Raw genomic sequence first — 23,814 nt, 5'->3', positions numbered from 1 at the left:
GTTCAGTAGACTCCCGATGAAGGCGCTTGCGCCCCGCCCTGTTTGAACTCGTTCGCCAGGGCTTCCGCCGCCCGCGCCAGCAGGGTGGTATCCACTCCTACCGCGACGAACAGCGCGCCGGCTTCCAGATAGCGCTGCGCCAGCGCCTTGTTGGCCATCAAAATGCCCGGCGCCTTGCCGGCAGCGCGGATGCGCGCAATGGCGTCATCGATGGTGCGCTGCACCTCCGGATGCTGCGGATTACCGGCGAAGCCCATGTCGGCGCTGAGATCCGCCGGGCCGATAAACACGCCGTCCACCCCTTCCACCTGCAGGATCGCCTCCAGGTTTTTCACCGCCTCGCGGGTTTCAATCTGCACCAGCACGCACATCTGCTCGTCGGCCTGCTGCAGGTAATCGGGCACTCGGTTCCAGCGCGAGGCGCGCGCCAGGGCGCTGCCGACGCCGCGCACGCCATGCGGCGGATAGCGCGTGGCGCGCACCGCGTCGCGCGCCTGTTCGGCGTTCTGAATCATCGGGATCAATAAGGTTTGCGCGCCGACGTCCAGCAACTGCTTGATGATCACCGCATCGTTCCACGGCGGCCGCACCACCGGCTGACTCGGGTAAGGGGCGACCGCCTGCAGCTGCCCCAGCACCGTCTGCACGTTGTTGGGCGCATGTTCGCCGTCGATCAGCAGCCAGTCGAAACCGGCGCCGGCCAACAGTTCGGCGCTGTAGCTGCTGCACAGCCCGAGCCACAGCCCGATCTGCGGGCGTTTTTCCTGCAGCGCTCGCTTGAAGTGGTTGGTTAACATCGCATTCTCCCTGACAAGCGGGCGCGGCACGTGGCCCCCGCCCGGTTATTGCGGCTCGGTTCGCCGAGCCTGCTTATTAGACGAAGCGGCAGCTGATGCAGCCCATCGGGCCGTAATCGACGTGGAAAGTATCGCCGCGCCGCGCCGGCACCGGCCGGGTGAAAGAACCGCCGAGGATCACCTGCCCCGCTTCCAGCTCCACCTCATACGGCGCCAGCTTGTTGGCCAGCCAGGCCACGCCGTTAGCCGGATGATTGAGCACCGCCGCCGCCACGCCGGACTCTTCAATCACGCCGTTGCGGTACAGCAGCGCAGAGATCCAACGCAGATCCAGCGCATCCGGCTTGATCGGCCGCCCACCCATCACCACCCCGGCGTTGGCGGCGTTGTCGGAGATGGTGTCGAACACCTTGCGCGGCCGCTGCGTCTCGGGATCGACGTTGTGGCTGCGCGCGTCGATGATCTCCAGCGCCGGAATGACGTAGTCGGTGGCGTTGTAGACGTCGAACAGCGTGCAGTTCGGCCCGCGCAGCGGCTTGGCCAGCACGAACGCCAGCTCCACCTCCACCCGCGGCACGATGAAGCGATCGATCGGAATGTCGCTGCCGTCGTTGAAGAACATGTCGTCCAGCAGCGCGCCGTAGTCCGGCTCGGTGATCTGCGAGCTGACCTGCATGGCGCGCGAGGTCAGGCCGATCTTGTGGCCTTTGAGCGCGCGCCCCTCGGCGATCTTCAGCTCCACCCACTGCCGCTGAATGGCATAGGCGTCTTCAATGGTGATCTCGGGATGATCGAGCGACAGCGCGCGGATCTGCTCACGACTCTTTTCCGCCTGATGCAGGCGCTGCACGGCGCGGTTAACCTGCTCTTTATCCAGCATTTACGACCCCTTATTCACGCTTTATTGAACAGCGCGTGGACATTGTTCTGTTTGTAATTCAGCACCGGATCCAGCTCTTCCATGGTGAAAGAGAGCGCCAGGTAACGCTGCGCCATCAGCGCGGCGAAGTGTTCCTTGATCAGCGCAAACAGCATCTCGCCCACCTGCTGACGGCTTTCCAGACTGCGGCCGTGGCCGATTTTCAACGTCATGTGCACGAAGGCGTAATCCTGCTTGCCGTCGGCCATCTGCCAGGTATCGAGCCAGATGGCCCGGCTGCGCACGCCGGCCAGCGGGAAGATGCCGGTCGCCGCCAGCGCCTCGTTAACCTTGGCGAACAGGGTAGGCAAATCCGCCTCGCGGCGGATGTTGTCGGTACATTCAGCGTAAAAATGGGGCATTCACACACCTCAGGCTTCAGCGGGCAAAGGGAACACGGCGTTGACCTGCCCGGTGCCGGAACTGGCGAACAGCGGGGTGATGAATTCCACCTTGCCGTCGTACTTGTCCCAGCCGAGCAGGCCCAGCAGCATCACGGTGTCGTGCATGTTGCCTTCGCCGTAGCAATAATCGGCATACTCCGGCAGCATTTCGCAGAACTCGCGAAAGCGCCCCTCTTCCCAGAGCTTGACCACCCGTTCGTCCATTTGCTGGTCGAACTGACGGGTGTAGCTGTTCATGCCCTCTTCGGCGCGCTGATCGTCGATAAAGCGGTGCGACAGCGAGCCGCTGGCCAGCACCGCCACGGTGCCGTCGTATTTCTCGATGGCGCTTTTGAGCGCCTCGCCCAGCCGGCGGCTGTCGGCGAAGTCATGCACGGTGCAAAACGCCGAGATCGACACCACCTTGAAATGCTTGTCGGCGTTCATGTAACGCATCGGCACCAGCGTGCCGTATTCCAGCTTCAGGCTCGGGATGTCGTGCGCCTTGGCGCGTACGCCCCGCTTGCAGGCCTCATCGGCGATCAGCTGGCCCAGCGCCGGGTTGCCGTCGTAGTCGTAAGTCATGTCGCGGATGAAATGCGGCAGCTCGTTGCTGGTGTACACGCCGGAGAAATGCGCGCTGCAGTTGATGTGATAGGCGCTGTTCACCAGCCAGTGGGTGTCGAACACCACGATGGTGTCGACGCCCATCTCGCGGCAACGCGCGCCGATCTCTTTATGGCCGTCGATGGCCGCCTGCCGGCAGCCAAAGTTTTTCCCAGGGATTTCCGACAGATACATCGATGGCACATGTGTAATCTTGGCGGCTAACGCTAACTTACCCATAAGTCCTCACATGAAACAAAAATGATTCCGTGAACGATGCCGGGGCCTGATTAAACGCCCCAGCGTGGGATCGGGTGATCACCCATGGAAATGCACACGTTCTTCATCTCGGCGAACACTTCGAAGCTGTATTCCCCGCCTTCGCGGCCGGTGCCGGAGGCTTTCACGCCGCCGAACGGTTGGCGCAGATCGCGTACGTTTTGGGTGTTGACGAAAACCATGCCCGCTTCGATACCGCGGGCCAGGCGCAGAACCTTGCTCACATCCTGCGTCCAGATGTACGACGCCAGGCCGTACTCCACGTCGTTGGCCATGCGCAGGCCGTCTTCTTCTGATTTGAACGGCAGCAGGCAGGCCACCGGCCCGAAGATCTCCTCCTGCGCCACGCGCATCCGGTTGTCGACATCCGCCAGCACCGTCGGGCGCAGGAAGTTGCCGTGGCTCAAGCCGGCCGGTTTATCCGGGCCGCCGGCCAACAGGGTCGCCCCTTCCTCCACCCCGAGGCGGATATAGCCGGAGACTTTTTCCCAGTGCTGCGGGCTGATCAACGCGCCCACCTGGGTGTTGGGATCTTGCGGATCGCCGACGCGCAGACGGTTGGCGCGCTCGGCGAAACGTTTGACGAATTCCGGGTAGATGCTCTCCTGAATGAAGATGCGTGAACCGGCGGTGCAGCGTTCGCCGTTGATCGAGAAGATGGTGAACAGCGCGGCGTCGAGCGCCCGCTCGATGTCGGCGTCTTCAAAGATCAGCACCGGCGACTTGCCGCCGAGCTCCATGGAGAATTTCTTCAGCCCGGCGCTTTCAATGATGCGCCGGCCGGTGGCGGTGCCGCCGGTGAAGGAGACCGCGCGCACGTCTTTATGGCGCACCAATGCGTCGCCGGCGGTGGCGCCGTAGCCCTGCACCACGTTCAGCACCCCGGCCGGAATGCCGGCTTCCAGCGCCAGCTCGCCCAGGCGATCGGCGCTCAGCGGCGACAGTTCGGACATTTTCAGCACCGCCGTGTTGCCCAGCGCCAGGCAAGGCGCGGTTTTCCAGGTGGCGGTCATGAACGGCACGTTCCACGGCGACACCAGCGCGCATACCCCCACCGGCTGCACCAGCGTGTAGTTGAGCATCTTGTCGTCCACCGGGTAGGTCTTGCCGTTCATCTGCTGGCACACCTCGGCGAAAAATTCGAAGTTGTGCGAGGCGCGCGGGATCAGCACGTTTTTGGTCTGATGGATAGGCAGACCGGTGTCGGCGGTTTCCATTTCGGCGATCTGCGGCACGTTCTGGTCGATCAGTTCACCCAAACGGCGCATCAGGCGCGCGCGCTCTTTCATCGGCGTATTCGCCCACTTGGGGAACGCCTCTTTCGCTGCGGCCACCGCCTGGTCTATCTCCAGCTGGCCGCCGGAGGCCACTTCCGCCAGCACCTCGCCGTTCGCCGGGTTGGTGGTGGTGAAATACTCTTTGCTGGCGACGTTCTTACCGTTGATCCAGTGGTTGATGGTTTTCATCGCAGGCTCTCCTCGTAATCTTTTTCACTGATAATGTGGTTAACCAAACGGCCGATACCTTCGATCTCCACCACCACTTCGTCGCCCGGCTGCACGTCGGCCAGCCCTTTCGGCGTGCCGGTGGCGATCATGTCGCCCGGCTGCAGCGTCATGAATTCGCTCAGGTAGGCGATCAGGAACGGAATGTCGAAAATCATGTCGGCGGTGCTGCCGCGCTGGCGCAGCTCACCGTTGACGTAGGTGCTGAGCGCCAGCCGATGCGGATCGGCGACGTCGTCGCGATCGACGATATACGGCCCGATCGGCGTCAGGGTATCGCGGCTCTTCACCCGCAGATTCGGCCGGTAGTAGTTCTCCAGGTAGTCGCGGATGGCGTAGTCGTTGCACAGGGTGTAACCCGCCACATACTCCATGGCGCGCTCGCGGCTGACGTTGCGCGCGGTCTTGCCGATCACTGCCACCAGCTCGGCTTCGTAATGCATGTACTCCACGCCGGCCGGACGCACCGACACCTGACGGTGACCGATCAGGGTGTTCGGCGCCTTGAGGAACACCAGCGGCTCTTCCGGTGCTTTAAATTCCAGCTCGCTGGCGTGGTCGGCATAGTTCAGTCCCAGGGCGAACACCGTGCCCTGCGCCGGCGGCAGCCATTCCACTTCACGCTCCTGCAGCACCTCGCCGTTCGGCAGCGTGACGCGCAGCTGGTCATCTACCTGAACGTTGACGATCTGGCCATGATGGCGAATACGGGCATGTTTCATGATGCGGCTCCTGCCTGGGTGACGCGGTTGGTCAACGTGGGCAGGCCGGCGGCGCGCACCGTCACCTCATCCCCCGGTTTGATCGCCACCCGCTGGTGCGGGGTGCCTATCAGCACCGCATCGCCCGGCTGCAGGGTGATGAAATCGCTGATGGCGGCGATCAGCTCCGGTACCGAGCGCACCAGATCGGCGGTGGACCAGCGATCCTGCTCCACGCCGTTGATCTCGGTGACGATCTCCAGCCGATCGGCGTTCTCCAACTGCCCCATCTCCCCCAGCGGGCAGAAGCCGTCGCGGCATTTGGCCTTGATCGCCGGGCGATAGAAGCTGCTCTCCGGCAGGCTGACGTCGTTGGCCAGCGCGTAACCGGCCAGATAACGGCTCACCTGCGCCGCCGGCACCTTGCGCGCGGTGTCGCCGATGATCACCGCCAGCGTGCCGCCGCTCTGCACGGTTTCACCGGCCGGAAACGGGATCGCCCCGCCGTTGGCGAGGTGGGTATTGCGCGGTTTGATAAACCACACCGGGGTTTTGGGCGGGGTTTGATACGGCGGCTGGTGAAACGCCTGATCCCAGGCGTCCAGTTGGCTGCGGTGGTTCAGCGCAACGGAAAATACGGTGCCTTTCATGCGAACTCCTCCAATGGCAAAAACATGACAACCGGCATTCATTAATATATTAATGATTACTTTTATACGCTGTGCAGCTTTTACGCAACGCGCTTGGAGTGATTTGTGATCGTGATAACAAAATATTCACAAATTACGAACATTAGCGTGATTATTCAATGCATTAACCATTTTTCACGCCATTTTTAGCTGCGCCTCGCATTTTTGCTTTATCCCTACGGGTAACTTTGGCTACTATTAAGTTATTAACAAAATCGGGCTTTGCGGGGCAGGCGCCCCCATAACGAGCGCCGTAACAACGAACACCTTGATAGCTAAGGCCAAACTTATGCATGAATCGTTAACCATCGCCCTGCTGCAGGCGCGTGAAACCGCCATGGGGTTCTTCCGCCCGATCCTGAAAAGCCACAATCTCACCGAGCAGCAGTGGCGCATCATCCGCGTGCTGGCCAACAGCCGTTCGATCGAATTCCACGAACTGGCGGCGGAAACCTGCATCCTGCGTCCCAGCCTGACCGGCATTCTGTCGCGCATGGAGCGCGATAAGCTGATCTTCCGCCTCAAACCGGTCAACGATCAGCGCAAGCTGTACGTGTCGCTGACCCAGCAGGGTCAGGAGCTGTATGAAGTGGCGCGCCATCAGGTGGAGCAAGGCTACGCCGAGATTGAAGCCGCCTTTTCGCGGCAAAAAATGGACCAGTTGATGACGTTGCTGGACGAGCTGATCACCCTGGGCGACAGCCTGCCCGCCAACGTCACCGCGCATCCCGCCAAGAAGTGATTTAACCAACCGGAATTCTCACATTAATTGGCGTTGCAGCCAGGCGGCCAAAGCGTAAATCCCCCGTCGCTTACTCAAGTAAGCGACGGGGGTGCGTGGCTGCGTCAAGTAAGCAGAGCATTCGTTTCCGGCAACAGCGCGCCGCCGTCCACCACCAGCGTCTGGCCAGTGATGTAGGCCGCCGCCGGCGAGGCGAGAAACACCATCGCCGCGGCGATGTCTTCCGGTTCCCCCAGCCGCCCGAGCGGCACCGCGGCGGCGATCGCCTGATTCACCTGCGCGTCGCCCAGGTTGGCCATCGCCGGCGTGCGGATCATCCCCGGCTCCACGCCGTTGACGCGAATGTTCTCCGCCGCCAACTCCAGCGCCGCCGCGCGAATAAAGCCGTTTACCCCGGCCTTGGAGGCGGCGTAATGCGCCAGCCCCGGATACGCCACCCGCGGGCCGGTCACCGACGAGGTCACCAGCAGGCTGCCGCCGCCGGCGCGGCGCATCCACGGCAGCGCCGCCTGCGCCAGAAAGAACGGCGCCATCAGATTGACGCTCAGCGTGCGTTGCAACAGGGCCGCGTCGATGGCGGTAAACGGCGTCAGCGGAAAATAGGCGGCGTTGTGGATCACCACGTCCAGCCGTTGGTGCCGCTCGCCCACCGCCGCCACCAACTCGGCAATCTGCCCCGGCTCGGCCAGATCGCAGGCCAGCGCCTGCACTTTCCACCCTTCGCCCCGCAGCGTTTGCGCCGCCGCCTGCGCCTGCGGCAGCTGCACGTCCGCGATCGTCACCTCGGCGCCCAGCCGGGCAAAGGCACTGACGATCGCCAGCCCAATGCCCTGCGCGCCGCCGGTCACCAGCACCGCCTGCCCGGCGAAGGCGTCGGCCGCATAGGTTGCGCTCATCGGCCTATCCTCGCGGGTGGCGCGTGGTGTTCAGCACCTGTGCGTGGGCACCGACCGCAAAGTTGCTCAGCGCGCTGAAATCGCTGCCCTGATAACCGAGGATCTTGCCGTCGGTGCGCATGCCCTGCAGATCGATCACCACCACGCCCAGCGTCGGAATGATCTTCTCGCGCCAGACGAACAGATAAAGCTGCTCCGCCACCTTCACGTAGTGGCAGCGATCGACGTCCGCCAGCCCCTTCTCCACTCCGTCCAGACACTGCCAGGCGTAAAAGTTGTCGTTCAGGTAGATGTGCTCGTACCGTTCGGTCGGGCTGTAGGTGTACATGTTGCGCATGCCGATCAGCTCATCGGTAAAGCCCGGCGGCGCCGCGTCGGCGTCATCCAGCGTGCCGAAGCGGAATTCGGCCTCGACCGCGGTCAGCGGCAGCCCCTGCTCCACCCGGCTGAAGGCGTCGAGCCGCGCCTGCGCTTCGTCCGGCAGCTGGCCGTATACCGCAGTGAAGTTGCCCTGATTGCGGTCGCACACCAGCGTAATGCTGGCGTTGGCACGGGCGAGATCGAGAAAATCGATGAACAGCACGCCGGGGCGAATGCTGGTGGCGCGATAGGCGATACCGCGCCGCGCCCCCCACTCCAGCGTCTGCGCATCGGTAAACCGACAGCGCTGCGTCGCGCCGTCGCTGAAACGCAGCGTCAGCGTGGTGCCCGCCAGGCCGTGCTGGCGTTCCAGCGTATTGCTGTGCGGCGCAAAGCCTTCCGCCAGCGCGCCAACCTGAATGAATACCGCTTCTGAACTCATGGAATGCTCCTTACAGGGAAGTGAAAGCCAGGGTCGGCACATCGACAATGGTGGAGCCGCCGTCGGCCACCAGCGCCGCGCCGGTAATGATTGAAGCTTCGCTGGAGCAGAGGAAACGGCAGACGCGGGCGATCTCCTCGGCGCTGGCCGGCCGGCGCAGCGGCACGTCGCGGCAGACCATCTGGTAAGCCTGTTCCAGCGAAATCTGATGGGCGTCCATCAACAGCTGCATCTCTTCGTCCGCCATCGGCGTGGTCACCCAGCCCGGGCACACCGCGTTGGCGCGCACGCCCAGCGGGCCATAGTCGCGGGCGATGGAACGCATCAGGCCGATCAGCGCGTGCTTGGCGGTGACGTAGCCGCAGACCTCCGGCCCGGCGGCCAGCGAGGCGATCGACGCGACGAACAGCAGGTTGCCGCCGCTTTTAATCAGTTCCGGCAGGCAGGCGCGCGCGCTGGCGAAAGCGCTGTTGAGGTTGCTGTCCATCGCCCCTTGCCACTGCGCGTCGCTCATCTCGGTAATGCGCTTGAAGCCCATGCCGCCGGCGCTGCCGATCAGGCAGTCGATGCGCCCGGCGTCGCGCAGAATCGCCGGCAGCAGCGTGTGGGCCCAGCTCTCGCCGCTGGCGGCGTCGCCCACCAGCGCCTGCGCGCCGATCTCTTGCGCCAGCGCCGCCAACGGTTCCGGGCGGCGGCCGATGATGAACACCCGATCGCCCTGCGCCGCCAGCAAACGGGCGCAGGCGGCGCCGACGCCGGTGCCGCCGCCGGTAATCACAACCACTCTATTCATGATTCAGCTTCTCCATCAGTTGGCCGATCATCAGCAGGCTGCTCAACAGCAACCGCCGCTGTTCGGCATCCAGCCGCAGATAGCGGCGGCCGGCCGGCACGCGGCTGACCACCTCCGAGGCGGCGAAATGCTCGATATCCGCCTGCCAGCGCCCGTCGCTCACCGTCAGCCGCACGCGGCGAAAATCCAGCTGCGCCAGCGTCTCGCCGATCTGCGGGTAGCGCAGCAGACCGTCCAACAGCCGCCGCGCGGCCGCATGGCGCTGGCGCAGCAGATAGCGCACTCCGCGCCGCCGCAGCCAGCCGCCGGCCACCACGTCCAGCGTCAGCGGAGGCTGCGCTGTGCACGTGCCCTGCAACCGAAAGCGGTGGCTGACGATATGCGCCATAAACAGCCCCTGCACCTGTTCGCTGACCTCGATCTGCGGCCCCTGCGGCAGCGTCAGCCGCAGCAGGCCCGGCGCCAGGCGTTCGCACGCGTAGGGTTCCAGGTTGCGCGCCAGACGATCCAGCGCGGCGCCCGGCCGATAGCCCGATGGCGCTCGCCGCCAGGCGCGATTAAGTGAGGGAAGTAAGCCGATCAAACTGCGCCTCCTCGTTTTCGCCCTTGGCGAACGCGTTCTCCAGCACCTGCTCGACCGGCACCGGCTTGAACGGATTCACTTTCTGCACGCACAGCGTCCAGAACAGCGCATAGGCGGCGGTCAGGCCGATCATCCAGCCGAAGGGAATGTAGACGTCGCGCGGGTTCATCCCCGGCGGCGTGATGTAGACGATGGCCAGCACGATGCCGACGCTGGAGACGATCTGCGGCAGCGGGAACCACGGCGATTTATAGGCGCGCGGCAGATCGGGGCGGCGCAGGCGCAGCAGCACCACCGAGCAGGTCACCAGCAGGTAGGCCACGCCCCAGGCGCACACCGCCGCCAGCACCAGCGGAATGATCCTGTCGAGGTTGCCCTGAATGGCGAAGGCGTGTACGCAGGGGATTAACACCGCCACCAGAATGCCGACCACCGGCGTTTTAAAGCGCGGGTGCAGATAGGCGAACATGCGCGGCAGCGCGCCGTCCAGCGCCATGCCGTACAGAATGCGCGGCACCGCCGCCATCAGCGTGTTAATGGTTGCTGCGCCCGCCAGCAGCAGGCCGACGCCCAGCCAGTATTTGCCGAACTGGCCCATCACCTGGCCGGCGAACGCCGGGATGGCCATCGGCGTTTCCAGCAGGCGCGTGCCGCTGGCGGCGTCGATTACCACGTTTTCCACCTGGTGGCTGAGCGCCGCGCCGTACAGCGCCATGCATACCGCCACGCCGCACAGCCCGAGCGCCATCGCCCGCGGGATCACCCGATCGCAGCGTTTGATCTCCGGCGCCATCGGCGTCACCAGTTCGCAGCCGACGAACATGAACATCGCCATGCCGATCAGGCTGAACACCGCGAAGGGATCGTTCAGGTTCAACGTGCTGCCGAACCAGCCTTCGAGCGGCACCGCATGCGGCGACAGCAGCCCGACGATGCCAAAAATCACCAGCGTGCTCCACATGGCGAAGGTCAGCACGATCTCCGCCTTGCCGAAGGCCTCGATGCCGAACGCGTTGAGCATGCCGAACACGACAACCAGCCCGACGCCGACCATCCAGGAGGCGTTGTGGCTTTCCATCAGGGTGTTGAGGTGTTCGAAGTTCACCAGCGCCATAATGCCGGAGAGAATGGTCTCGGCGGTGCCGGCGAAGATATGCACGATCAGGTAGGCCGACAGCGCGCCGGTGATGGCGAAAAAGCGCCCCATGCCGCAGGAAATATAGTCGTAAACGGAACCGGAGGTCGGCAGCAGCGCCGCCGCTTCGGAGAAGGTGGTGAGCTGCGCCTGCATCATGACGAAAGCGATCAGCATCGCCAGCGCGAAGGTGTCGCCGCCGATGCCAAAGCCGCTGGTGACGGTCAGGATCACCGGGCTGGCCATGATCACCCCGACCGAACTGGCCAGGGTGGTGGGAAAGCCGACCTTGCCTCGAGCCAGGTGGGCGTGCAACCGCGACGACAGGTTCATGGTTATTTCCTCTTATAGTTTTGGCCTGATGCATGCAGGTGCTTGCAGGTTTTTCACCGCCAGCGGCGGTCATCTCACTATAGAGAGGAAAGGAAAATGCTGACTATCGTCCTTAAGGACGAGACGGTTTCAACCTGCGGCCGCGCTCACGGCGGCGCGCTCGCTCAGCATGAAGCGGATCGGCTCAGCCCAAGCAAGGTCATCATTTTTTCGTCTTATACGTTTGGCGCCGCCTGGCGCTATCTTCAATTCGCAGTGTAGGAAGCGGTGGAAAAGCCTGGCTATCGTTCTTAAGAACGAGGGGCGGCGACGGTCGCGCCGGTTGTAGCACGCGCAGGGCGGCGAGGGCTTCGTCCAGGCAAGCAGTGAAAAGCGCTGTAAATTCAGCGGGAAAAGCGGTGAATTATTTCATTAACCTATTAATGAAAACCGCAGAAAATCCGACCTGAAAACCCCTGACCATTGCAGTGTCATCTTGTTATTTCTGTGTTTTATTGCAATAGGCCTCACGTTGTTAATATGTTTTTATTGTGTTGCCAAATTGCTACAACTATGCTTGTATCGTTCATATATTGACCGCCAACATTCTCCAGATTGAACGATAAAGGGAGGAACACGAATCATGCACAGCACAGCATCCGATGCCTTTATCAACAGTTGTTTGGCGACCATCACGCACCTGATCCCGGTGTCCGCCGGGGTGTTTTATCTGGTCGATCGCGACCTGCGGCCGGATCACTACATCCTGCACGGCATGCCCGATAAAACGCATCAGCAATACCTGAACCACTTCCAGCAAATAGACCCGCTGCAGCCGGCCAACTTCCATCGGCAAGACATCACCATGGTCGGCATGAGTCCGGCGGCGATCGCCGACAACCGCCGCTATTACCACGACTTTATGCTGCCGAACGACATGCGCGACATGACGGAAATTTTCATTCGCCAACGCAAACGCATCGTCGCCGGGGTGTCGTTGATCCGCGATACGCCGTTTACCGAATTGGAGCGCGGCCGCCTGCGCGCGGTGCTGCCGCTGATTGAGCTGGCGACGCGCGATCTGCTGCCCGACAGCGAGGCGCAGCTGCTGACCGCCAAGGAACAAGAGATCGTCAACCTGGTGCGCGAAGGCGCCAGCAATAAGCGCATCGCCCTAAAGCTGGGCATTTCTCTGTCCACGGTGAAAACCCATATGCGCAACATTTTCGCCAAAACCGACGTGGTGAACCGCACCGAACTGGTCGCCGGCGGCTTTCTCGCCCACGGTTAACGCCCAATAACGGCCGCCGCTGCCGACGGCCGGAAAATAACGCCAAAACGTATTCGCCATTTATGGCGCGGCTCCCCCCTGCCCGCAATCGGGCCGGGCGGGATATTTCATCGTCACTCAACGCTTGGGGAATAAGGTTTATGTCCAGTGATTCGGTTTCCGCGCCCGCCGCCGGCGCGGCGCTCCCCTGCCCGCCGCGGCTGCTGACCGCCATTATCGTCTTCGCCGCCATCGCGCCGGGCATTCTGATGACCGCCCCCGCCGTGGCCGCCCAGCTCGCCGCGCAGTGGCAGCTCGGCCCGGCGCAGATCGGCCGCCTGTTCTCCACCGAACTCGGCGCCATGAGCCTGGCCACGCTGCCGGCGTGGTGGTGGATCGGGCGCATCAACTGGCGGCGGGTCGCTGCGCTGTCGGCGCTGGTGTTTATCGCCGGCAACCTGGCTTCGGCGCTGGTGCAGGATTTCACCCTGCTGCTGCCGCTGCGCTTTATCGCCTCGCTGGCGGGCGGCACCCTGATGATCCTGTGCATCACCTGCGCCGCCGGCACCGCCAATCCCAGCCGCGTCTATGCCTTCTGGGTGCTCGGCCAGCTGGTGCTGGGCGCGGTGGGGCTGCTGGCGCTGCCGCCGCTGTTCGCGCACTTCGGCCTGATGGCGGTCTACCTGATTTTGGCCGCCATCATGCTGTGCTGCCTGCCGCTCATCCCGGCGTTTCCCAACGGTTTCACCGCCGCGCGCAGCGCCCGCAGCGGCCCCGCCGCCTCGCCGACGCGCAAGCTGTGCGCCGTGCTGGCGGTGCTGACCTTTTACATCAGCCTGAGCGCGGTCTGGACCTTTATCGGCGGCATCGCCGCCGGCGCCGGGCTGTCGCCGGCCCACAGCGGCCAGGTGCTGGCCGTCGCCACCTTGCTCGGCATCATCGGCGCCGGCGCCGCAGCGTTGATCGGCGCGCGCTTCGGCGGCGGGCACCCGATCGCGCTCGGTTACGCCCTGCTGCTGGCCAGCGTGGCGCTGCTGGCGGGTCAACCCTTGCTGCTGCGCTTCGCCCTAGCGGCCCTGCTGTTCAAATTCACCTGGACCTTCGTGCTGCCGTTCATTCTGGCGCGGGTCGCCGGGTTGGATAACGACGGCAAGCTGATGAACGGCATCAACCTGGTGATCGGCGGCGGCATGGCCATCGGCCCGACGCTGGCCGGCTATCTGATCGAATCTTCCGGCGGTTTCAACGCCTTGCTGTTCGGCGCGCTGGGCTGCGCGCTGCTGTCGCTGCTGTTGATTTCGCTGGCTGCACCGCGCGCACCGCGCCGTATAACAGGAGGAGAAAGGTGAAAAGAACAACCGGTTTCTTGTTTGATGAACGCTGTTTCTGGCACAGCACCGGCCTGCACGCCACCACCCTGCCGGTCGGCGGCTGGGTGCAACCGCCCTCGAGCGCCGGCCATGCCGAATCGCCGGAAACCAAACGGCGCATGAAGAACCTGATGGACGTGTCCGGCCTGTCACGCCAGCTCACCCTGCTGAGCGCCGAACCAGCGACGGAAGAAGACCTGCTGCGCATCCACCCCGCCCACTATCTGCAGCGCTTCAAACAGGTGAGCGACAGCGGCGGCGGCCTGCTGGGGGAAGAGGCGCCGCTGGGGCCGGGCAGCTATGAAATCGCCAAACTCTCCGCCGGGCTGGCCTGTGCGGCGGTGGAGGCGGTGCTGCAGGGAGAGCTGGATAATGCCTATGCGCTGTCGCGCCCGCCGGGCCACCACTGCCTGCCGGATCAATCGATGGGCTTCTGCTTCCTGGCCAATATCCCGATCGCCATCGAGCGCGCCAAGGCCCGTTACGGCCTCGGAAAAGTGGCGGTGCTCGACTGGGACGTGCACCACGGCAACGGCACCCAGCACATCTATTGGCGGCGCGGCGACGTGCTGACGCTGTCGCTGCATCAGGACGGCTGCTTCCCGGCGGGCTATTTCGGCGAACAGGATCGCGGTGAAGGCGCCGGGGCGGGCTGCAACGTCAACGTGCCGATGCTGGCCGGCGCCGGCGACGACGGCTACCTGCACGCCATGCGGCGCATCATCATCCCGGCGCTGGAAAAATTCGAGCCGGAAATGATCATCGTCGCCTGCGGTTACGACGCCAACGCGCTCGATCCGCTGGCGCGCATGCAGCTGCACAGCGACAGCTTCCGCGCCATGACCGCGCTGGTGCAGGAGGCCGCCGATCGGCTGTGCGGCGGCAAACTGGTGATGGTGCATGAAGGCGGCTACGCCGAATCCTACGTGCCGTTCTGCGGGCTGGCGGTGATGGAACAGCTGAGCGGCGTGCGCACGGAAGTGCAGGATCCGCTGCTGGCGTTCATCCAGCAACAGCAGCCGCGCGACGCGTTCAACCGCTTCCAGCGCGAAGCGCTCGACGCGTTGGCGCGCCAGTTCGGCCTGTAATCCCCCTCTCTGCGGGCGCCGCACCCGGCGCCCCTGACAACCTCGCCGCCAGCCGCTACGCTGAAGGGCAACCCTACCCACCATGAGAACAATAACATGTCCGAACAAACCGTCAGCTTTATCAAAGGCCGTCACGGCGACATCGCCGTGCACGACTGGGGCAACGACAAGCCGCGCTATCTGGCGCTGCTGGTGCACGGCTACGGCGAGCACCTCGGCCGCTATCAATACGTGGCGCGTACGCTGCAGGCGCAGGGGGCGCGGGTGTTCGGCCCCGACCACCTCGGCCACGGCCTGTCGCAGGGCGAACGCGTGCTGATCGAAGATTATGACGCCGTGGTCGACGACGTGCAGCGCGTGGTCAGCCATTTCCGGCAGCAATACCCCGCCTTGCCGCTGGTGGTGATCGGCCACTCGATGGGCGGCATGATCGCCACCCGCTACGTGCAGCGCTACGGCGAGGAAGTGCGCGCCTTGGTGCTGTCCGGCCCGCTGCTCGGCGACAGAACGGCGATTTCCGATCTGGCCGAACTGCCGACGATCCCCGACGCGCCGCTGGATACCGCCACCCTGGCGCGCGATCCGGCGGTTGGCGCGGCCTATCAGGAAGATCCGCTGGTGTGGCACGGGCCGTTCAAGCGCCCCACCCTGCGCGCCATGCAGCGGATCCTCGCCGCCATCAACGCCGGGCCGGGCTTCGGCGCGCTGCCCACGCTGTGGATCCACGGCGACGACGATCGGCTGGTGCTGCTGAGCGAAACGCAAACCGCGCTCGATCGTCTGCAGGGCGACGATTTCGAACGGATGATCAATGCGGGCGGGCGGCACGAGAGCTTTAACGAAACCAATAAGGATCAGATCCTCACGCGGGTGACCGATTTTATTGCGCGGGCGTTAGGCTAAGGCGCTCCCCCTCGGCATGCAGCCTGCTGAGGGGGGCATGACGGCGTCAGCCTTCGACGATGGCGAGGTAGTGCTTGACGAAGCGATCCGAGGTGATGTCCCAGCGCACCGGGGTGCCCTTCTCGACGAACCAGGAATCGCCGGCCTGATACTGCACCGATTCGCCGGTGCGTTCGTTGGTCAGGGTGGCGCTGCCTTCCCACACCGTGGCGTGCTCTGCGAACGGGTACTCCATCACGAAGCTGCCGCGGGTGCAGCTGAACACGCCGCAGTTCAGGTTGTCGGTCGGTTCGCCGAAGATGCTGGCCACGCCGACGTTCGGCGTGCCGGCGATCACCGTGGCGCCCAGGTTGCTGACGCTGCCGATCTCCAGCAGTTCCGGCAGCGGTTGTTTAAGCAGTAACGGTTTCATGTCATTCTCCTCTGAGGGTTAACGGCGGCCTTTCCAGTAGCCGGATGTCTGGTGCCAAACCTTGCCGGCGGTGGTCATCACCCGCCGCAGCTTGTCCTTGCCGAAAATGTTGACGTGCGGGATCGAGCTCATCAGATCGTAGCGATCGGATCCTTCGCTCATGCCCTCCGCCAGCACCTTGCACACGATGTGGCTCGGCGTCACGCCGAAGCCGGAGTAGCCCTGCACGTAAAACACGTTGTCGCGATCCGGCAGCGTGCCTATCTGCGGGAACAGGTTGGCGCTACAGCACAGCGGGCCGCCCCAGGCCAGATCGATCTTCACGTCTTTCAGGTACGGGAACACCTTCAGCATCAGGTTGCGGTTCCAGGCCTTGAGATCCGACGGGAAGTATTCGATCAGGCGGGTGGCGCTGCCGAACAGCAGCCGGTTCTCGTTGGTCACCCGGTAATAGTCGATCACCGGGCGGATGTCGCTGTAGGCGCCGCGGATCGGGCTGATCTGACGGATCAGATCGTCAGACAGCGGCTCGGTGGCCAGCTGGAAGGCGTAGGTATTGATGGTCTTGCGGTAGATCTGCGGCTCCATGCCGTTGAGAAAGCCGTTGCAGGCCCACAGCATCTTGTTGGCGCGCACCGAGCCCATGGCGGTGCGCACCGTGATGCGCGGGCCATACTCGACGTTGAGCACGCTGCTGTTCTCGAAGATTTTCACCCCGTAGCCGCTCAGAGCCTTGGCCTCGCCCAGCAACAGGTTAAGCGAATGCACGTGGCCGCCGCCCATGTGTTTCAGCGCGCAGGTGTAGGCGTCGGAGCCCACCACCTGCTTCACTTCTGCCCCGGTGTAGAGCTCAATTTCCTCCTGCGGCGCCACCGCCCTGAACTCCTTCAGCCAGCCGCGCAGGGTCTTCTCCTGGCGCGCATTGCTGCCGAGGTAGCCGTAACCGAAGCAGAAGTCGGCGTCGATGTCATATTTCTTGATGCGCTCGCGGATAATGCCGGCGCCGAGGTTGCTGATCTTGAAGATGGTTTCCAGCCCGGACGGGCCGACGTGGCGTTTGATCTTCTCCAGATCGTGGCCGATGCCGGCCATCACCTGGCCGCCGTTGCGCCCGGTGCCGCCGTAGCCCAGATAGCGGCCCTCGAGAATGGCGATGTTGGTGATGCCCTTCTCCGCCAGCTCCAGCGCGGTGTTGATGCCGGAGAAGCCGCCGCCGATGATCACCACGTCAACGTCCAGATCCTCTTCCAGCGTCGGGAAGCGCAGATCGTATTTTTTGGTCGCCGCGTAGTAGGTTAAGGACTCGATTTCGTTGTTCACTGCCGCACTCCCGATTGCCTATGCCATGACATCGGATTATCGGGAGCAGTGGGATCGTCCGCTATGTCCCCTTAGGGACATTCGCTACAAAAAATTAACATTCACGCGCTGCGTCGCTGCGGGGCGGCCAGCAGCAGGCTGAACAGTTCGGCTTGCGAACCAATGTTCAGCTTGCCGTAGATGTTTTTGCGGTGGTTTTTTACCGTGCCGAGGCTGATGAACAGCCGGTCGGCAATCTGCTGCGAACCGCAGCCGGCGAGGATCAGATCGACAATCTCACGCTCGCGCGGCGTCAGCAGATAGCGCGCCTGGGCGCCGTCATCGTTCACCGTCGCGGCCTCGGCCGGCGCCACCACCACTTCGCCGTGCAGCCGCGCCACGCTTTTCACCAGCGTCAGCGCGCTGCGCAGATCCGCCCGCTGCGGGTAGCGCACCGCCACCGTGCGGCGCGCCGAACCGAAAAAGACGCCCAGCCCGCGCTCCGGCGTCAGTTGCAGCAGCACGCCGGCCTCGTCGTGCCAGCCGGTCTTGCGATAAAAATTACGGTAATAGTCGCTGTGATAAAACCCGCAGGGCGCCAGCTGGCGCAGCGTGAGCACCTCGCCTTCGCCGCCGTCGTTCAGCGCGCGGTAAAACGGATCCTGCAGGTAGGCGCCCTGCTGGTAGAGCTGATTGACCGCGTCGCTGTTTTCGCGCTCGGTTTTAATCAGGCAGCGCGGCGGCCGGCCGCGTTCGAAGGCATAGACGATGGCGTTGTCGAAGGCGAAAAACCCTTCCAGCCAGTTCAACAGGCTGGGATAAAAGCGTGGGCTGGCCACCGCATCGATCACCGCAGACAAGCGTTCAACCTGAATTTCCATACCCGCCTCGCCATTATTAATACATTAACAATCTACCGATTTCGGATGGGGTTGGCCGCACGACGGCCGGTACTGTTAAAAAAAGCATCCGCAGCGCCGAAATGCAAGAGCGCGATCGTTTACATGTTAAACAACTCACAGGTTGCCGCGGCGGGGAAAGCGGTGGCCGCTCCGCGCCCGCTGGCTTATGCTGTGGCATCGCGACCTGCAACGCCGTCAAGGAGACCTCATGTCCGTCAGCCACATCATCGCCAACCGCCAGACCTGGTTCGGCCGCGGCAGCATCCAGCAGCTGCCGCCGCTGCTGCTTGCCGACCCGCAGCCGACGCTGCTATTCAGCTGCCGCTCTTTTCTCAACGGCCCGGTGTACGCCGGCCTGCGCGAAGCGCTGGCGCCGCTGCTCATCGGCACCGAAATCGTCAGCCACGAGGCGTCGCCGCAGGAAATCGACGCCTGGGTGGCGCGCTGGCGCGGCCAGGCGCGGCGCGTGGTGGCCATCGGCGGCGGCAGCGTGCTGGACGCCGCCAAAGCGTTCTCCGCGCTGGTTGAGCACCCGCTGCCAACGCTGCGCTATATGGAAAAGGTGGGCGACAGCAAAATCAGCGGCGCCACCCTGCCGCTGATAGCCATTCCCACCACCGCCGGCACCGGCAGCGAGGTGACCCAGAACGCGGTGATCACCGATACCCAGGTCAGCAAGGTGAAAGCCTCGCTGCGTCATAACAACTTCGTGCCGCACACCGCCATTCTCGACCCGCAGCTGCTGACGGGCGCCCCGGACAAGGTGCTGGCCTACTGCGCCATCGACGCCTTCACCCACCTGTTCGAGGCCTATCTGTCGAAAACCGCCGGCGCCATGACGCGCGATATGTCGCTGAGCGGCATCCGCCACTTCCTCGCCGCCTGGCCGGCGCTTAACCGCAGCGACGCGGCGCGCGAAGCCATTATGCAGGCTTCCTACCTCGGCGGGCTGACGCTGAGCGCCGCCGGGCTGGGGGTCATTCACGGCATCGCCGGCGAGATCGGCGCGCTGCGCGACTACCACCACGGGCAGGTGTGCGGTCGCCTGCTGCTGCCGTTCCTCGCCCTGTTGGAAACCAGCGAACAGCCGCAGCAGCGCGCGCTGATGGCCGAGCTGGCCGCCAGACTGTACCCGCACTGGCAGGGCAGCCCGGAGAGCTACCTGACCGATTTCATCACCCGCCACGCCATCGCGCCGTTCTGGCAGGACGATTTGCCGATTTCCGGCCAGGAGCTGGCGGTGGCGCTGGAGAAATCCAACAGCAAGAATTCCTGGATCGACTATGCGCCGGCGCAGCGGCAACGGATGATCAAAGAGGCGTTTCGCGTCGAATGATTATATAATCAGATCAACGCACTAGCAGGAGTTAAGGAAATGGGCATCATCGGCTGGATCTTCGCCGGCATCGCGGTCGGCATCCTGGTCGGCGCGCTGATCAGAATCTTCGGCAAGAAGAAAGAGCAGTAAGCGTCACGCTGTTCCGTGGGCCGCCAGCAGGCACTCATGGAACAGCTTCACCACCCGTTGCGGCACCGGCGAGCGGCGCAGCACGCTGGAGTACTCGCAGTGATAGCGGAACAGCGCCGGTTTGATCGCCCGCATCAGGTTCTGCGCCACAAAAAACGCCGCGTAGTGATCCGGCAAAAAGCCGACGTATTTGCCGGACAGGATCAGCGTGGCGATCGACTCTTGCGCGAACCCCGTCGCCTTGCGATGCAAATGTTGCTGCAGGCTCAGTTCCATATTCGGCGAATGGTAGCCCAATCCGGCGAAAGCATAATTGTGCAGCAGATCCCAATTTAATGTTTCATGGCGGGCGGAAAATAATTCATGCTGCGCGCCGCAATATAAGAACATCCTCTCACTGAATAACGAATGATAAGATAAACTTTCCGCACTGCGGTGCATGGGAATAACACCAACCTGAAATTGCCCGTCAATAACGCCACGTTCAATGGTATTAATCGGCTCCACGTACATTTGCAAAGAAACCTCCGGCGCGCGCTCGCTGAATAACGCGATGGCCCGGCCGATCTGCGCCTGCGGATTGCTGACCGTATGGTCGAATATCGCCACGTGCAGCTGCCCGCCCATGCGCTGGTGCACCTCATCCACCCCGCGCCGGAACGCCTCGGTGGCCGCCAGCAGGTTGACGGTTTCCTGGTAGATAATCAGCCCCTCGTCGGTGACCGCAAAGCCCTCGCGCCCGCGCTGGCACAGCGTCAGGCCCAGCCGCTGCTCCAGATCCTTGATGTGCTTGCTGATAGTCGACAGGCTGATATTCAGCTCCAGTTCGGCGGCGCTCATGCCGCCGCAGTCGACCACGGCCTTGAATACCCGCAGCAAACGCAGATCCATATCCGACAATTGTCCCAGCAACGCGCGCTTTTTTACTTGCATAAAACCTTAAGTAAGTTTCGACATATGATTATTCACAGTAGAGAACAAGCGGTACATAGTCAATTTCGCACAACAATTCGTTAACAACTCATTTTATTTAATTAATCGCTCTTATTTTCCTGCCCGGAGGAAAACATGGCCGCTGAAAATTATTCGCTTAATCGTCTCGATGCCGAAGGGTTAGAAGCCCATTGGATGCCTTTTACCGGCAACCGCAATTTTAAAGCGCAGCCGCGCATCATTACTCAGGCCGCAGGGGCGTATTACACCAGCCACGACGGCAGAAAGATTTTCGACGGCCTGTCCGGATTGTGGTGCTGCGGATTGGGGCACGGCCGGCAGGAAATCACCGACGCCGCCCAGCGCCAGTTGGCGACGCTGGATTACTCGCCGGCGTTTCAGTTCGGCCACCCGCTGTCGTTCGAGCTGGCCAACAAAATCAAGGCGCTGACGCCGGCGGGGCTGGATTACGTGTTCTTCACCGGCTCCGGCTCGGAAGCGGCGGACACCTCGCTGAAAATGGCGCGCGCTTACTGGCGCGCCAAAGGCCAGGCGGGCAAAACCTGCTTTATCGGCCGGGAAAAGGGCTATCACGGCGTTAACTTCGGCGGCATCTCGGTCGGCGGCATCGCCGGCAACCGCAAGGCGTTCGGCGCCGGCGCCGAGGCGGACCATCTGCCGCACACCCTGCTGGCCGGCAACGCTTTTTCGCGCGGCATGCCGCAACAGGGGGCGGAGCTGGCGGAAGAGCTCAACCGCATCATCGCGCTGCGCGACGCCTCGACGATCGCCGCGGTGATCGTCGAACCGTTCTCCGGCTCCGCCGGGGTGATCGTGCCGCCGGTCGGCTATCTTCAGCGCCTGCGCGAGATCTGTACCCAGCATGACATTCTGCTGATCTTCGACGAAGTGATCACCGCCTTCGGCCGCTGCGGCGCGATGACCGGCGCCGAGGCGTTCGGCGTCACGCCGGACATCATGAACATCGCCAAACAGGTGACCAACGGCGCGCAGCCGATGGGCGCCGTGGTGGTGCGGCCGGAGATCTACCAAACCTTCATGAACGGCGGCGAGCCGGACTACCAGCTCGAATTCCCGCACGGTTACACCTACTCCGCCCATCCGGTCAGCTGCGCGGTGGCGCTGGCGACGCTGGACATCCTGCAGCGCGAACAAATGGTGGAGCGCGTACAGGCGCTGGCGCCCTACTTCGAGCGCGCGGTGCACAGCCTGCAGGGGGCCAAACACGTCGCCGACATTCGCAATATCGGCCTGGCGGCCGGCATCACGCTGGCGGCGCGGCCCGGCGAACCGGCGCGGCGGCCCTTCGAAGCGGCGATGCGCTGCTGGGAAAGCGGGTTTTACGTGCGCTACGGCGGCGACACCCTGCAACTGGCGCCGCCGTTCATCAGCAGCGAAGCGCAGATCGATGCGCTGATCAACGCCGTCGGCGATGCCCTCAACGCCACCGAATAAGGAGCGAACCATGACCATTACCCATTGGATCAACGGCGAACCCGCCGCCGGCGGCGAACGCAGCCAGCCGGTTTACGACCCGGCCACCGGCCAATCGGCGCAGGAGGTGCTGCTGGCCGATCGCGCCACGGTGGAGCGCGCCATCGCCGCCGCCGAGCAGGCTTATCCCGCCTGGCGCGACACGCCGCCGCTGAAGCGCGCGCGCATCATGATGAAGCTCAAGGATCTGCTGGAGCAGCACGCCGATGCCATCTGTCAATTGATCACCGCCGAGCACGGCAAAGTGCTCAGCGACGCCCTGGGCGAACTGCAGCGCGGCATCGAGAATATCGAATACGCCGGCTATGTGCCGGAACTGCTGAAAGGCGAACACAGCAAAGAGGCGGGCCCGGGCATCGACAGCTGGAGCGAGTTTCAACCGCTCGGGGTGGTGGCGGGCATCACCCCGTTCAACTTCCCGGCGATGGTGCCGCTGTGGATGTGGCCGATGGCGGTCGCCTGCGGCAATACTTTCGTGCTGAAACCTTCCGAGCGCGTCCCTTCCGCCGCGCTGTATATCGCGCGGCTGGCGGCGGAGGCCGGGCTGCCGCCGGGGGTGCTCAACGTGGTCAACGGCGATCGCGAAGCGGTAGAGACGCTGCTGCATGACGGACGCGTGAAGGCGATAAGCTTCGTCGGTTCGACGCCGGTCGCGGAACACATCTATCACACCGGCTGCGGCCAAAACAAACGGGTGCAGGCGCTGGGCGGCGCCAAAAACCACGCGGTGGTGCTGCCGGACGCCGATATCCCCGGCGCGGTCGGCGCGCTGATGGGCGCGGCGTTCGGCTCCTGCGGCCAGCGCTGCATGGCCATCCCGCTGGTGGTGGCGGTGGGCGACGGCACCGCCGACGCGCTGATCGCCGGGCTGCGGCAACAGATGGCCGCCATGCGCGTCGGCCCCGGCAGCGACAACCGCAACGACATGGGGCCGCTGGTGACTCAACAGCATTATCAGAAGGTGAAAGGCTACATCGATCAGGGCGTGGCCGAAGGCGCCGAGCTGCTGGTGGACGGCCGCGAACTGCGCGTGACGGACGCCGACGGCCGCCCCAGCCAGGGGTATTTCCTCGGCCCGACGCTGTTCGACCGCGTGACGCCCGGCATGCGCATCTATCAGGAGGAGATCTTCGGCCCGGTGCTCGGCGTGGTGCGCGCGGCGTCGCTGCAGGAGGCGATGGCCTTGATCGACGCCCACGAATACGGCAACGGCACCTGTCTGTTTACCCGTGACGGTGAAGCGGCGCGCCACTTCTCCAGCCGCATTCAGGTCGGCATGGTGGGGATCAACGTGGCGCTGCCGGTACCGGTGGCCTACCACTCGTTCGGCGGCTGGAAGCGCTCGCTGTTCGGCGATCTGCACGCCTACGGCCCGGACGCGGTCAGGTTCTACACCAAACGCAAGACCATTACCCAGCGCTGGCCGGCCTCCGGCGACGCCCGCCGCGCCAGCTTCAGCTTCCCGTCGGGGCAGGGGTAACACATAAGAACAATAAACTTCCGGGGAGCAAC

The 23,814-nt window shown here is 63.7% G+C and carries 25 protein-coding genes; 9 read left to right on the top strand and 16 right to left on the bottom strand.

All coding sequences use genetic code 11. The annotated features are described in order from the left end of the window. Positions 1–2: 2 nt before the first annotated feature. The 7 genes from hpaI to ACJ8IP_RS15315 all read right to left on the bottom strand — a co-directional run bounded on the left by hpaI (position 3) and on the right by ACJ8IP_RS15315 (position 5,840). On the bottom strand, positions 3–797 hold the full coding sequence (gene hpaI / locus ACJ8IP_RS15345) for a 4-hydroxy-2-oxoheptanedioate aldolase (protein ID WP_033641769.1): 795 nt from the start codon (positions 795–797) through the stop codon (positions 3–5). 76 nt (positions 798–873) lie between these two features. Then, positions 874–1,677 carry a 2-oxo-hept-4-ene-1,7-dioate hydratase gene (gene hpaH / locus ACJ8IP_RS15340; protein WP_042783642.1) on the bottom strand — a complete coding sequence of 268 codons (804 nt, stop codon included), beginning with the start codon at positions 1,675–1,677 and terminating at the stop codon, positions 874–876. 14 nt (positions 1,678–1,691) lie between these two features. Beyond that, on the bottom strand, positions 1,692–2,078 hold the full coding sequence (locus ACJ8IP_RS15335; RefSeq protein WP_004933172.1) for a 5-carboxymethyl-2-hydroxymuconate Delta-isomerase: 387 nt from the start codon (positions 2,076–2,078) through the stop codon (positions 1,692–1,694). Positions 2,079–2,087: 9 nt separating this feature from the next. Then, the gene (gene hpaD / locus ACJ8IP_RS15330; protein ID WP_015376537.1) at positions 2,088–2,945 is read right to left on the bottom strand and encodes a 3,4-dihydroxyphenylacetate 2,3-dioxygenase; all 858 of its coding nucleotides are present in this window, start codon (positions 2,943–2,945) and stop codon (positions 2,088–2,090) included. 50 nt (positions 2,946–2,995) lie between these two features. Continuing rightward, on the bottom strand, positions 2,996–4,450 hold the full coding sequence (gene hpaE / locus ACJ8IP_RS15325; protein WP_015376536.1) for a 5-carboxymethyl-2-hydroxymuconate semialdehyde dehydrogenase: 1,455 nt from the start codon (positions 4,448–4,450) through the stop codon (positions 2,996–2,998). Further along, complete coding sequence (locus tag ACJ8IP_RS15320) at positions 4,447–5,211, bottom strand: fumarylacetoacetate hydrolase family protein (protein WP_164106864.1); 765 nt, start codon at positions 5,209–5,211, stop codon at positions 4,447–4,449. Before ACJ8IP_RS15320 ends, hpaE begins: the two co-directional genes overlap by 4 nt. After that, positions 5,208–5,840: a fumarylacetoacetate hydrolase family protein gene (locus ACJ8IP_RS15315; protein ID WP_033651368.1), complete on the bottom strand. Its 633-nt coding sequence runs from the start codon at positions 5,838–5,840 to the stop codon at positions 5,208–5,210. The genes ACJ8IP_RS15320 and ACJ8IP_RS15315 overlap by 4 nt, the downstream gene beginning before the upstream one ends. A gap of 328 nt (positions 5,841–6,168) precedes the next feature. On the opposite strand from ACJ8IP_RS15315, the gene hpaR reads away from it, so the two are divergent. Beyond that, entirely contained in the window at positions 6,169–6,621 is a 453-nt protein-coding gene (gene hpaR / locus ACJ8IP_RS15310; protein ID WP_042783637.1) for a homoprotocatechuate degradation operon regulator HpaR, read from the top strand. Between the two features lie 104 nt (positions 6,622–6,725). On the opposite strand, the gene ACJ8IP_RS15305 is transcribed toward hpaR, so the two are convergent. From ACJ8IP_RS15305 to ACJ8IP_RS15285, 5 genes are read right to left on the bottom strand one after another with little or no spacing between them, the layout of a single operon-like run. Continuing rightward, positions 6,726–7,517, bottom strand: coding sequence for an SDR family oxidoreductase (locus ACJ8IP_RS15305; protein ID WP_164106863.1), 792 nt, complete (start codon positions 7,515–7,517; stop codon positions 6,726–6,728). Positions 7,518–7,521: 4 nt separating this feature from the next. Beyond that, a complete protein-coding gene (locus tag ACJ8IP_RS15300; protein ID WP_442524447.1) occupies positions 7,522–8,319 on the bottom strand; it encodes a MoaF C-terminal domain-containing protein in 798 nt (265 codons plus the stop codon). A gap of 10 nt (positions 8,320–8,329) precedes the next feature. Beyond that, positions 8,330–9,112 carry an SDR family NAD(P)-dependent oxidoreductase gene (locus ACJ8IP_RS15295; protein ID WP_033641761.1) on the bottom strand — a complete coding sequence of 261 codons (783 nt, stop codon included), beginning with the start codon at positions 9,110–9,112 and terminating at the stop codon, positions 8,330–8,332. Further along, on the bottom strand, positions 9,105–9,695 hold the full coding sequence (locus ACJ8IP_RS15290; protein WP_033651372.1) for a DUF3156 family protein: 591 nt from the start codon (positions 9,693–9,695) through the stop codon (positions 9,105–9,107). Before ACJ8IP_RS15290 ends, ACJ8IP_RS15295 begins: the two co-directional genes overlap by 8 nt. Then, the gene (locus ACJ8IP_RS15285; protein ID WP_164106861.1) at positions 9,670–11,163 is read right to left on the bottom strand and encodes an APC family permease; all 1,494 of its coding nucleotides are present in this window, start codon (positions 11,161–11,163) and stop codon (positions 9,670–9,672) included. Before ACJ8IP_RS15285 ends, ACJ8IP_RS15290 begins: the two co-directional genes overlap by 26 nt. 96 nt (positions 11,164–11,259) lie before the next feature. On the opposite strand from ACJ8IP_RS15285, the gene ACJ8IP_RS15280 reads away from it, so the two are divergent. The 5 genes from ACJ8IP_RS15280 (at position 11,260) to ACJ8IP_RS15260 (ending at position 15,773) form a co-directional block, all read left to right on the top strand. Further along, a complete protein-coding gene (locus ACJ8IP_RS15280) occupies positions 11,260–11,424 on the top strand; it encodes a hypothetical protein (RefSeq protein ID WP_164106860.1) in 165 nt (54 codons plus the stop codon). Between the two features lie 361 nt (positions 11,425–11,785). Then, on the top strand, positions 11,786–12,433 hold the full coding sequence (locus ACJ8IP_RS15275) for a helix-turn-helix transcriptional regulator (RefSeq protein WP_033651375.1): 648 nt from the start codon (positions 11,786–11,788) through the stop codon (positions 12,431–12,433). A 140-nt stretch (positions 12,434–12,573) separates the two neighbouring features. Then, positions 12,574–13,761 (top strand): MFS transporter, encoded by a 1,188-nt coding sequence (locus tag ACJ8IP_RS15270; protein WP_164106859.1) that lies wholly within the window; start codon positions 12,574–12,576, stop codon positions 13,759–13,761. Continuing rightward, positions 13,758–14,870, top strand: a complete 1,113-nt coding sequence (locus ACJ8IP_RS15265) for a class II histone deacetylase (protein WP_442524446.1) — start codon at positions 13,758–13,760, stop codon at positions 14,868–14,870. Before ACJ8IP_RS15270 ends, ACJ8IP_RS15265 begins: the two co-directional genes overlap by 4 nt. Positions 14,871–14,966: 96 nt before the next feature. Then, positions 14,967–15,773 carry an alpha/beta hydrolase gene (locus ACJ8IP_RS15260; protein WP_164057711.1) on the top strand — a complete coding sequence of 269 codons (807 nt, stop codon included), beginning with the start codon at positions 14,967–14,969 and terminating at the stop codon, positions 15,771–15,773. Positions 15,774–15,819: 46 nt separating this feature from the next. Here ACJ8IP_RS15260 and ACJ8IP_RS15255 read toward each other — a convergent pair whose 3' ends face one another. From ACJ8IP_RS15255 to ACJ8IP_RS15245, 3 genes are all read right to left on the bottom strand, one after another. Next, complete coding sequence (locus ACJ8IP_RS15255; RefSeq protein ID WP_015376517.1) at positions 15,820–16,185, bottom strand: cupin domain-containing protein; 366 nt, start codon at positions 16,183–16,185, stop codon at positions 15,820–15,822. Between the two features lie 18 nt (positions 16,186–16,203). Beyond that, positions 16,204–17,505: an NAD(P)/FAD-dependent oxidoreductase gene (locus ACJ8IP_RS15250; RefSeq protein ID WP_033651379.1), complete on the bottom strand. Its 1,302-nt coding sequence runs from the start codon at positions 17,503–17,505 to the stop codon at positions 16,204–16,206. 101 nt (positions 17,506–17,606) lie between these two features. Further along, a complete protein-coding gene (locus ACJ8IP_RS15245; protein ID WP_147838156.1) occupies positions 17,607–18,365 on the bottom strand; it encodes a helix-turn-helix transcriptional regulator in 759 nt (252 codons plus the stop codon). Positions 18,366–18,594: 229 nt separating this feature from the next. Here ACJ8IP_RS15245 and ACJ8IP_RS15240 point away from each other — a divergent pair, with 229 nt between their 5' ends. After that, complete coding sequence (locus ACJ8IP_RS15240; protein ID WP_164106858.1) at positions 18,595–19,722, top strand: iron-containing alcohol dehydrogenase; 1,128 nt, start codon at positions 18,595–18,597, stop codon at positions 19,720–19,722. A 135-nt stretch (positions 19,723–19,857) separates the two neighbouring features. Here the strand turns inward: ACJ8IP_RS15240 and ACJ8IP_RS15235 are convergent, their stop codons facing one another. Continuing rightward, positions 19,858–20,787, bottom strand: a complete 930-nt coding sequence (locus ACJ8IP_RS15235; RefSeq protein ID WP_033651382.1) for a LysR family transcriptional regulator — start codon at positions 20,785–20,787, stop codon at positions 19,858–19,860. Between the two features lie 135 nt (positions 20,788–20,922). Here ACJ8IP_RS15235 and ACJ8IP_RS15230 point away from each other — a divergent pair, with 135 nt between their 5' ends. After that, positions 20,923–22,263: an aspartate aminotransferase family protein gene (locus ACJ8IP_RS15230; protein WP_033641748.1), complete on the top strand. Its 1,341-nt coding sequence runs from the start codon at positions 20,923–20,925 to the stop codon at positions 22,261–22,263. A 10-nt stretch (positions 22,264–22,273) separates the two neighbouring features. Beyond that, positions 22,274–23,782, top strand: a complete 1,509-nt coding sequence (locus ACJ8IP_RS15225) for a CoA-acylating methylmalonate-semialdehyde dehydrogenase (RefSeq protein ID WP_042783620.1) — start codon at positions 22,274–22,276, stop codon at positions 23,780–23,782. Positions 23,783–23,814: the final 32 nt, after the last annotated feature.

The organism is Serratia sp. CY52157, assembly GCF_052168495.1.
Taxonomy (GTDB): domain Bacteria; phylum Pseudomonadota; class Gammaproteobacteria; order Enterobacterales; family Enterobacteriaceae; genus Serratia; species Serratia ureilytica.
This window is presented reverse-complemented; position numbering and strand designations above follow the sequence as displayed.

Bases quoted from the DNA above. Each gene is read 5' to 3' on its own strand.
- ACJ8IP_RS15235 (WP_033651382.1), bottom strand. From the start codon at position 20,787: ATGCAAGTAAAAAAGCGCGCGTTGCTGGGACAATTGTCGGATATGGAT.
- ACJ8IP_RS15315 (WP_033651368.1), bottom strand. From the start codon at position 5,840: ATGAAAGGCACCGTATTTTCCGTTGCGCTGAACCACCGCAGCCAACTG.
- ACJ8IP_RS15240 (WP_164106858.1), top strand. From the start codon at position 18,595: ATGTCCGTCAGCCACATCATCGCCAACCGCCAGACCTGGTTCGGCCGC.
- hpaI (WP_033641769.1), bottom strand. From the start codon at position 797: ATGTTAACCAACCACTTCAAGCGAGCGCTGCAGGAAAAACGCCCGCAG.
- ACJ8IP_RS15270 (WP_164106859.1), top strand. From the start codon at position 12,574: ATGTCCAGTGATTCGGTTTCCGCGCCCGCCGCCGGCGCGGCGCTCCCC.
- ACJ8IP_RS15245 (WP_147838156.1), bottom strand. From the start codon at position 18,365: ATGGAAATTCAGGTTGAACGCTTGTCTGCGGTGATCGATGCGGTGGCC.
- ACJ8IP_RS15335 (WP_004933172.1), bottom strand. From the start codon at position 2,078: ATGCCCCATTTTTACGCTGAATGTACCGACAACATCCGCCGCGAGGCG.
- ACJ8IP_RS15230 (WP_033641748.1), top strand. From the start codon at position 20,923: ATGGCCGCTGAAAATTATTCGCTTAATCGTCTCGATGCCGAAGGGTTA.
- ACJ8IP_RS15300 (WP_442524447.1), bottom strand. From the start codon at position 8,319: ATGAGTTCAGAAGCGGTATTCATTCAGGTTGGCGCGCTGGCGGAAGGC.
- ACJ8IP_RS15255 (WP_015376517.1), bottom strand. From the start codon at position 16,185: ATGAAACCGTTACTGCTTAAACAACCGCTGCCGGAACTGCTGGAGATC.
- ACJ8IP_RS15305 (WP_164106863.1), bottom strand. From the start codon at position 7,517: ATGAGCGCAACCTATGCGGCCGACGCCTTCGCCGGGCAGGCGGTGCTG.
- ACJ8IP_RS15225 (WP_042783620.1), top strand. From the start codon at position 22,274: ATGACCATTACCCATTGGATCAACGGCGAACCCGCCGCCGGCGGCGAA.
- ACJ8IP_RS15280 (WP_164106860.1), top strand. From the start codon at position 11,260: ATGCTGACTATCGTCCTTAAGGACGAGACGGTTTCAACCTGCGGCCGC.
- ACJ8IP_RS15275 (WP_033651375.1), top strand. From the start codon at position 11,786: ATGCACAGCACAGCATCCGATGCCTTTATCAACAGTTGTTTGGCGACC.
- hpaD (WP_015376537.1), bottom strand. From the start codon at position 2,945: ATGGGTAAGTTAGCGTTAGCCGCCAAGATTACACATGTGCCATCGATG.
- ACJ8IP_RS15320 (WP_164106864.1), bottom strand. From the start codon at position 5,211: ATGAAACATGCCCGTATTCGCCATCATGGCCAGATCGTCAACGTTCAG.
- hpaR (WP_042783637.1), top strand. From the start codon at position 6,169: ATGCATGAATCGTTAACCATCGCCCTGCTGCAGGCGCGTGAAACCGCC.
- hpaE (WP_015376536.1), bottom strand. From the start codon at position 4,450: ATGAAAACCATCAACCACTGGATCAACGGTAAGAACGTCGCCAGCAAA.
- hpaH (WP_042783642.1), bottom strand. From the start codon at position 1,677: ATGCTGGATAAAGAGCAGGTTAACCGCGCCGTGCAGCGCCTGCATCAG.
- ACJ8IP_RS15260 (WP_164057711.1), top strand. From the start codon at position 14,967: ATGTCCGAACAAACCGTCAGCTTTATCAAAGGCCGTCACGGCGACATC.
- ACJ8IP_RS15285 (WP_164106861.1), bottom strand. From the start codon at position 11,163: ATGAACCTGTCGTCGCGGTTGCACGCCCACCTGGCTCGAGGCAAGGTC.
- ACJ8IP_RS15295 (WP_033641761.1), bottom strand. From the start codon at position 9,112: ATGAATAGAGTGGTTGTGATTACCGGCGGCGGCACCGGCGTCGGCGCC.